Below are 8,321 nucleotides of genomic sequence, written 5' to 3'. Positions count from 1 at the left end.
GAAAGATCCAGAGAAGCATAAAATCTTATCAGTAATTACATCATTATGTAATAATAATCAGATATTGATGAGTCCTGTCTATTATTCCGAAGGCAGAATTTTATGTTCTAACGATGAATTTTTATTTAATCTTATTACTGGATTATTGCAATGGAAAAAAAAACAATCGGAAACAAAACAAATTGTTATTTTATCCTTAACAAACTATAATCTTGAGGAAGGAATCAATAACCCTTACTATTTTTTTGAAAAACAAATAAAGCCGGGAAAGATACTTAATGGGGTGTTAAATCAATACATCCAGGAGAATTTAAGAGACAAGAAAGTTAAGTTTCTCTACAAAAACATAAATACTGAAGAAATTCAAAAAAATATTAATGAAAACGAAATCACAATAGTGCAATTGGGTTCAGTTCCTCCAGATGTATACGACTATATTTACTCTCTTTCTACACTCCCTTGTGTATTTGAAGGAGAAGGTAGTGCTAGCTTAATATTGAACATTGGTAAGCCCTATTTTCATTTGGTTTCTAGCGATGACCGAGAAGGTCAAACGACCAACAAATTATACCCACCAGTTCCTGCCAATGCTCCTAATAACCCAAGTGGAGATCAGTGTCATAATGACTCTCTCGCGTTAGTTAATAGTTTTGAAGAGTGGGAGAAAATTTTAGAAAGTACGGACGGAAAAAAGACTCCCGATCAGATAATTGAAGAATTTATAAATAATGCATATGAAAAAGGCAAAAAATATCAAAAATACTTTGCATACATAAAAAATTTTTATAATAACGAAGTGAATGATAAATTGCTTGGGGCGCTCTTTTCCTTGCCATTTTTAATTGATTATTCAGAGGACTAATGTTATGAAATTACAAAATTTATACAATAAAATCAAGAATCAAGTGAATTTGAATTTAACATCTGAATTATCAGTAGGTTCTATTCGCAAATTTTATCAGTCTTGCTCGATCGACAAAGAATTTATTATTAATATCACTAAAATAGTACGGTTTCCTGAACAAGAAAACGAAGACATTCAATATTTTATTATACGAGGAAAAACTTCTTCTTTTGGCTTAGACAATTTAGAAGTAGAGCTTTTGTTTAAGCAAGAGTTTAATGCCCTCAAATCTAATTTAAAAGTCAATTTTATCAAGAATAATTTATTACTTCCTGGTGTCAGAGAATCCTGGTTCTACCTAAAAGATATTGAACTAACAGCAGAAGTGGCAGACGCCCTAGTGCCTGTCAAAGGTTCTGTCAGTGGTACGGTTAACATTTTGCCTGATTTGCGCTTTTCTATGCAACTGCCAGTTGTGCAGAACAAGTGGGTTCTCAAAGGCAGCCTCAAACCCTCCAAGGGGATATCTGGCTTGGTTGCCTTTGCTGGCGGTGATCTATCTCCTAAAATCCCCGCCTTTGTACAAGCTGCAGCAGCCTTGAAAGTGGAAGATGTCGGCATACTATTCGATGCAGGTAGCAGTACTGTTGAGTACATCAGCTTGAGTGTAATCACTGCTAAAGATTTTAAGTGGGAAGTATTGCCCGAAGCCGCCATCACGGATATCATGTTGGACGCTACTGTGCTGAATCCGGGTAACAATAATCGGCGAGTAATTTATGCTATTTCAGGAAAGTTTGAAATAGGAGATTCTCCTAATACGGCAAGTATTAGAATTAGAGCTTTAGCACCTGACTATCAAATTATAGGTGGCTTATCTGAAGGGAGTAAAATTCATCTCAAGGCACTAATTCAATACTTTTTCAAAGCAGCAGATAATTTTCCTGAAATAGATGTTACTAAATTATATCTGTTCGCTTATCCTAACCAAGAAACTTATAATCTTCGCTTAGGTATAACAGATAATTGGAAATTTTATTTGGATGAAGCTTCTGGAAACAAGTATGTAGAACTGTCTAATGTCAATCTTAATACAGAAAAATCCAAGGCTCATGTTAAAGGGTCTATTGATGCTTTATTCAAGCTTGCGGTAATTGACATAGTTGTATCAGCTAGTCATCTGGGTTTAAATCAGGGATGGCAATTTCAAGGTAGCACTGGTTCGGGACAGGAAATCTACATTGGAACGCTTATAGATGATTTAGCTAATAAATTCGATAAGATAACCCTTCCTTTATCTATCTCAGAACTAATCATAGAAAACCTTGGGGTTTCATTCAACACCAAAACCAAAGACTTCACTTTTACCTGTGAGTCTAAATTCCCGATTGATGGTGAACCAGTAGATATTACCGTCAGCATTAATATCACTCAACAAAAAGACGGTTCCTATAAAAAACATTTTGAAGGTCATATCACAATCAATGACTTACAATTTGCCCTCATCTTGGGAGCATCCCATTTTGGAAACAATATTACCCAAAGCAACGATATTTCAAGGGTTTCAGCCCCCTAAAAAGAGCTAACGTGCCAAATTGGGATGCTCCCCTCATCTTCGATACAGATGAAACCTCCAAAACCTTTCTCGCTGCTTACCGCGACACCAACGATACTGATATCAGTGTTAAAAACCTGATTGGCTCCATTTCCTCTACCTTGAAAGATGAAATCCCAGCCGGTTTAACAATCAGTCTCAAAGATGCCCTATTTGTCTACTCTAAAGAAACACAGACCAATTTCCTCTTGGGGTTAGACATCGGTAGCGGTATAAACCTCTCAAAACTCCCTCTAGTGGGTAAAGAATTTCCCCCCGATCAAACGATCAAATTAGCCTATCAAGTCTTAGTCACAAAAGCAGACTTTAGCCAAACAGAAATTGTTCACCTCAACACTTTGTATCCTGAAGGAGGTATTAGCTTACCCGAAAAAAGTCTCACCAACAGATTAGACCTTGCTACCTCAATGCGGTTGGGGAACGAAACTCGGCAATTAAGCTTACCAATTGCAATCAATCAGAATAGCGGTCAACTGGAAGAAAATAGTCAACCTGAAAGTACCGCCCCTTCCTCTGCGGATACCACCAGTCCTGATGGCACTAAATGGTTCCAATTGCAAAAATCCTTTGGTCCAGCACATTTTGAAAGAATTGGCTTAAAGTATCAAGACCAAAAAATCTGGTTCTTATTAGATGTTGCTTTATCGGCAGCAGGTTTAACTCTTTCTCTAGATGGACTTTCTGTCAACTCACCCCTCACTGAATTTAAGCCTGAATTTAACCTCAAAGGCTTAGGCATCGACTACCAAAGCGGAAGTGCCTTAGAAATAGGTGGCGCATTCCTCAGAAAACAAATCACCAAAGACGGAACAACCGTCGATGAATACGATGGTGCAGCAGTCATTAAATCCGAAACCTTTACCCTTTCTGCCATTGGTTCCTATACCCAAGATGATAAAGGACATCCCTCCTTATTTATCTATGCTGTTTTAGATAAACCCCTCGGTGGTCCCTCCTTCTTCTTCGTCACCGGACTAGCAGCAGGTTTCGGCTACAACCGCGCCCTGAAAATACCCACCATCGACCAAGTTGTAACCTTCCCTCTAGTCGAAGAAGCCATTCACTCAAACAATGGCTCTAGCAACACCCAAGACGGCGCAACTAAACTTACCCAAGAACTCAACAAACTCCAAGAATATATCCCCCCCGAAACCGGACAAATATTCCTCGCTGTCGGAGTCAAATTTACTTCCTTCAAAACCATCGACTCCTTTGCCCTCCTCACCGTCGCCTTTGGGAAACGCTTTGAAGTCAGCCTCCTGGGCTTATCCACCCTCGTTGCCCCTCCACAAGCAGGTAAAACCCCTGTCGCTGAAGTCCAACTCGCCCTCAAAGCCACCTTTCTCCCGGAGGAAGGCTTCTTAGGAGTCCGCGCCCAACTTACCCCCAACTCCTACATTCTCTCCAAAAAATGCCACCTCACCGGAGGATTTGCCTTCTATAGTTGGTTTGCCCCCCACGAACATAATGGAGATTTTGTTCTTACTCTAGGGGGCTATCATCCCAAATTCAATGTTCCCGCCCATTATCCGAGAGTCCCACGCCTCGCCTTTGACTGGCAAGTTAACAGCAAACTCCACATCAAAGCTGATGGTTATTTTGCCCTCACTGCTTCAGCACTGATGGCAGGGGGACACCTCCAAGCCACTTGGCACAGTGGCCATCTTAAGGCTTGGTTTAATGCTGGAGCAGACTTTCTCATCGCCTGGAAACCCTATCACTATGATGCTTCCATCTATGTGGATATGGGAGTCTCCTATACCTGGACTGACCTCTGGACCCACCACATTACCGTAGATGTAGGGGCAGACTTACATATTTGGGGACCTGAATTTTCTGGTATTGCCCATATTCATCTTTGGATTGTTTCCTTTGATGTTACCTTTGGTGCCAGTGCTTCTCAAACCCCAACCCCCATTAAATGGGATGAATTCAAAAAGTCTTTCCTCCCTGCCGATAGTGATATCTGTAGTGTAGCTGTCAAAGATGGCTTAGTCAGAAAAGTCAATCAAGACGACAAATCAGATTTGGGTGTCATCAATCCCAAGCACTTATGTTTAGTGACTAATTCAGTGATTCCTGCGACTGATGCTGAACACGAAACCAAGGTATCTGACTTCCAGAAATTTGGTATTGGCTCAATGGACGTTAAATCTGGTGAATTAACCTCAACTCATACTATTACCATTACCAAAAATGAAGACTCTGTTGAAAAAGATTTTGCCTATACTCCCATCCTGAAAAAAGCCCCTACCGGACTCTGGGGCGAATCCCTAACCCCTGATTTGAATGGTAAACAGTTTATTGAAAATACCCTGTCGGGCTTTGAAATTAAACCCAAAAAACAGCCCGACGCTGGAGAAACTCATCCTATCGATCGCAAAGAGCTACAATCGACCACTGAGTCTGTGAATGATGCCTATGAATGGGAAATTATCAAACATTTTCAGGAAGAAGATGGGAAAGATATCCGTAACACTATTATGGATAACTCAGTCAAACAAGCGAGAGAAAATTTATTAACAGCACTGAATTTAGATAGTAAAGAAATTAATATAAGTGCAGAAATTGCGGATAATTTATTACTGTCACCGAAAATTGGAGCTTTAGCAACCAAATAATTATTCCAGGAAAACAAAATGCCAGAAACTACTAAAATTAAAGCCACAAAAATCGAATTTATTCAGTATCATCAGCCAGCCTTAAAAAATGGGAACTATGAGATTACTGTTACACAAACTATAGACGGCCAAAAAATCCCTAAAGATACTAAGTTTCCACCTGATGGAAGTAAACCATTTCGTTTTACTGTATCAGGAGAACGCTTTGATTTAAAACCCAAAGATATTCACGCTGTATTTCCCCCGGCTGGTAGCTTAGGCGAACATTCCAATGTTCTACCCCATATTGTATTAAACCGTAGCACCTTACCTTGGGAACGTCAGGCTGTTGCTAATAATGAAAATTTACACTGGTTAGCCCTTTTACTGTTTGAAGAAGAAGAAAAACCAGAACCCCAAGTTATCACCCTCAAAGAATTAAAAAACACCCAGAGTTATCCCGCTAAATTTCCAGAATTTGAACTAGAAAGCGGACAACATGAAGACGATAAAGTAACTGTTATTGATATTGAAAAATCATTATTAGATAAAATATTACCTACCCAAGAAGATTTAGCATATCTGGCTCATGTGCGCCAAGGAACAGATGACAAAGATAAATTAGTCGGAGATGAACTAGCAGTCATTATCGGCAACAGACTACCAAAAAAAGGCAGTACCAGCACCGTCCATCTTGTTTCTATAGAAGGGCGTTATGATGACAAAGGTTTTAACTTTAATGGTGCAGTAGAGAATGATTATATTCGTTTAGTTAGTCTCAAAAGTTGGCGGTTTGCCTGTGTAGATGAAAAACAAAGCTTTAAAGGATTACTGACTCATATTAACCGAAAACCCAGTACCCTAAGATTACCCAAAGTTGATAATACCGAAGCGGAAGGATACCTGTCAATGGGCTACCTTCCCCTACCCCACTTTTTACGACAGGGAGGTAAAACATTCTCCTGGTATCATAGCCCTTTAATAACTGGAAACAATAGGACCGATAACATCACCTTACCCATCCGTGCAGCGGATGAGATAGTGCGCTACAATCCCCATAACGGTATGTTCGATATTTCCTATGCTGCTGCTTGGGAATTAGGGCGGTTGTTGGCTTTACAAAGTAAAAATTTTTCCATCAGCCTCTACCACTGGAAACGCAGCCACAGACATGGACAGATCATTCAAGATACCGAAAGTCACTTACCTTTCTACAATCAGTCCAATACTGAACTCCCCGATGCGATCGCATCCTGGTTTACCAACTTAAGTCTTCTCAAGGGCGTACCCTTTAACTACCTAGTCCCCGACGAACAGATGTTACCCGTAGAATCAATTCGTTTCTTCTGGGTCGATCCATTATGGATAGAATGCTTGTTAGATGGAGCATTTAGTATTGGGCGAGTCACCAGATCAGATCATGGCCATGATAGTAGCCATTCGGAAAGTCCAGCAGCAAACCCTCATGAACAGGTAACTGGGTTTTTACTGCGTTCAGATGTAGTAGCAGGATGGCCTGGTTTACTTGTTGATGGTTATGGCAAGGCAGTTGATAATGATAATGCTATTCCTGACAACGATAAACTTCCCTTGCTACGAATGGATCGCCTTTCTGCCAATGTCTTGATTTGCTTATTTAAAGGGGAAGTGAAAACAGTTGATATTCACCAAAAACCAGAAACCATTCATTTTGGTTTGGACTATGATTATGTTAGGAAAACCTTTTGCAAAAAATTAAAAAAACAAGACGGTCAAGAAATTGAAGCCAAGGTTAAGTCTATTCCTTGGAAAGATCAAGATACAAGAACGGTCAATATCGCTGAATTGAAACAAGACATTGAAAGGGAATTACAAAATAACACAATTACATTTACTTCATTTACTTCAGCACAATTTGCTTTAGAGATGATCGAAGGAGTAGAGAAAGTCAGATTCATCAACAAGCCAGGGTAAACGCACCCGACAAGATTAGCGATCGCATGATCTAGATAGGGCGTAGTCTTATATAGATGTAGGGTGGGCAGTGCTTACCTTCGAGATTGTCAGCTTTTAAATTGGTATGAAGCACTGCTGCTGCCCACCGTCCGATTCATTTTATTAAAAATGTAGACAATTAATTACTATTTATTAATTAAATTCCTGTTGGTGGGCAGTGCTTATTAAGCCTATACCAAGCTTTGTAATTGCTCGGAAGCACTGCCCACCCTACGATTAATTTTATTAATTTCCTGCCTTGCGCGTAGCGTTATATCTGCGCCGTAACCCACCATCTTCCTGGTTGGGATTGAGAAGCAGTGCGATCGCATTACCCTTGTGAGGGGAAAGGAGCTGGGAATCAGAAATAAAATTTAGATGTACCTCACCCTTACTAGAAAACGCTATAGTTACGCTATAGTTATAGGAGTTCTGAATTGGGTGAGTTACACAAGTTGTGGCTTTTAGGGAGTAAGGATCCCCCCTAACCCCCCTTAATTAAGGGGGGGAAAGGAGTAGGGAGTAGGGGTAATAAAAAACTGGTGCATCTCAAGATTGTAACTCTATGTTGTAACTCTACAATTCAGGGAACGGGATAAGTGTTTTAGCCTTCAATGGTCCTATTGTTGCCAAAGCTCAGATGCACCCGAAAAAACCAGCAAAAATGGACGAACAAAGACTACGAGCATACCTGAAGCTGATCGAGCAAGTGCTAACTTGTCCCAGCGGTGAAGAATTTCAAATTGTTGAGAGCAACCGTGAGTTAGTGGATGCAGAGTTATTGCAGGTAATGGCACAAGTAGCAGAACAACTGAGAGCAGAGGGCAAGCAAAACCGTGCTGAGGTTTTACTGGGTCTGAGGAGTGAGCTGTTAGAAATCCTGGGAATCTCAGAAACCCCTAGCTCAGCTAATCTCTCATGCCAAGACTATCTGCAATTCTTGACAGAGGTATTGCTGGCAACTGACAACAGCGATAGCAACCCCAAAGTAGTCTACCCACTGTTGGGAGCCAACCTAGACAAACTGGATGATAACTTTATTGATATCCTGCAAACCTGGGCAAGTGCTAAATTTTCAGAAGCTCAAGCAGAATACATCGCTAAAGTTATTTGGGAATTTAGCAATCTGATCCAGCAGTTTCCTCTAGGCAATAAAGCCAATAAGCTGTTCGGCATTTAAATTGGTATAATAAAAATTAATAAATAACCCAATAATAGGAAATATGCCAGCAAAAAATTATCTGACACAAGAGCAAAAAACAATACTTCAAAAAGCCTTAAAAATAGA

The 8,321-nt window shown here is 40.1% G+C and carries 5 protein-coding genes; all 5 read left to right on the top strand.

All coding sequences use genetic code 11. The features are described from left to right. Positions 1 to 862, top strand: an 862-nt coding sequence (locus F6K37_RS26100; protein WP_287253207.1) for a hypothetical protein, incomplete at its 5' end; no start/stop codon positions are given. Positions 863 to 866: 4 nt separating this feature from the next. Then, entirely contained in the window at positions 867 to 2,420 is a 1,554-nt protein-coding gene (locus F6K37_RS26095) for a hypothetical protein (protein ID WP_287253205.1), read from the top strand. Between the two features lie 11 nt (positions 2,421 to 2,431). Beyond that, positions 2,432 to 5,080 (top strand): DUF6603 domain-containing protein, encoded by a 2,649-nt coding sequence (locus F6K37_RS26090; RefSeq protein WP_287253203.1) that lies wholly within the window; start codon positions 2,432 to 2,434, stop codon positions 5,078 to 5,080. A gap of 18 nt (positions 5,081 to 5,098) precedes the next feature. Next, complete coding sequence (locus F6K37_RS26085; protein WP_287253200.1) at positions 5,099 to 7,012, top strand: hypothetical protein; 1,914 nt, start codon at positions 5,099 to 5,101, stop codon at positions 7,010 to 7,012. 685 nt (positions 7,013 to 7,697) lie between these two features. Continuing rightward, the gene (locus tag F6K37_RS26080) at positions 7,698 to 8,213 is read left to right on the top strand and encodes a hypothetical protein (protein ID WP_287253197.1); all 516 of its coding nucleotides are present in this window, start codon (positions 7,698 to 7,700) and stop codon (positions 8,211 to 8,213) included. Positions 8,214 to 8,321 lie beyond the last annotated feature (108 nt).

It is taken from the genome of Moorena sp. SIO4E2 (assembly GCF_010671945.1).
Lineage (GTDB): Bacteria > Cyanobacteriota > Cyanobacteriia > Cyanobacteriales > Coleofasciculaceae > Moorena > Moorena producens.
Note: the sequence above shows the minus strand (reverse complement) of the source record. Positions and strands in the feature narration are given on the sequence as shown.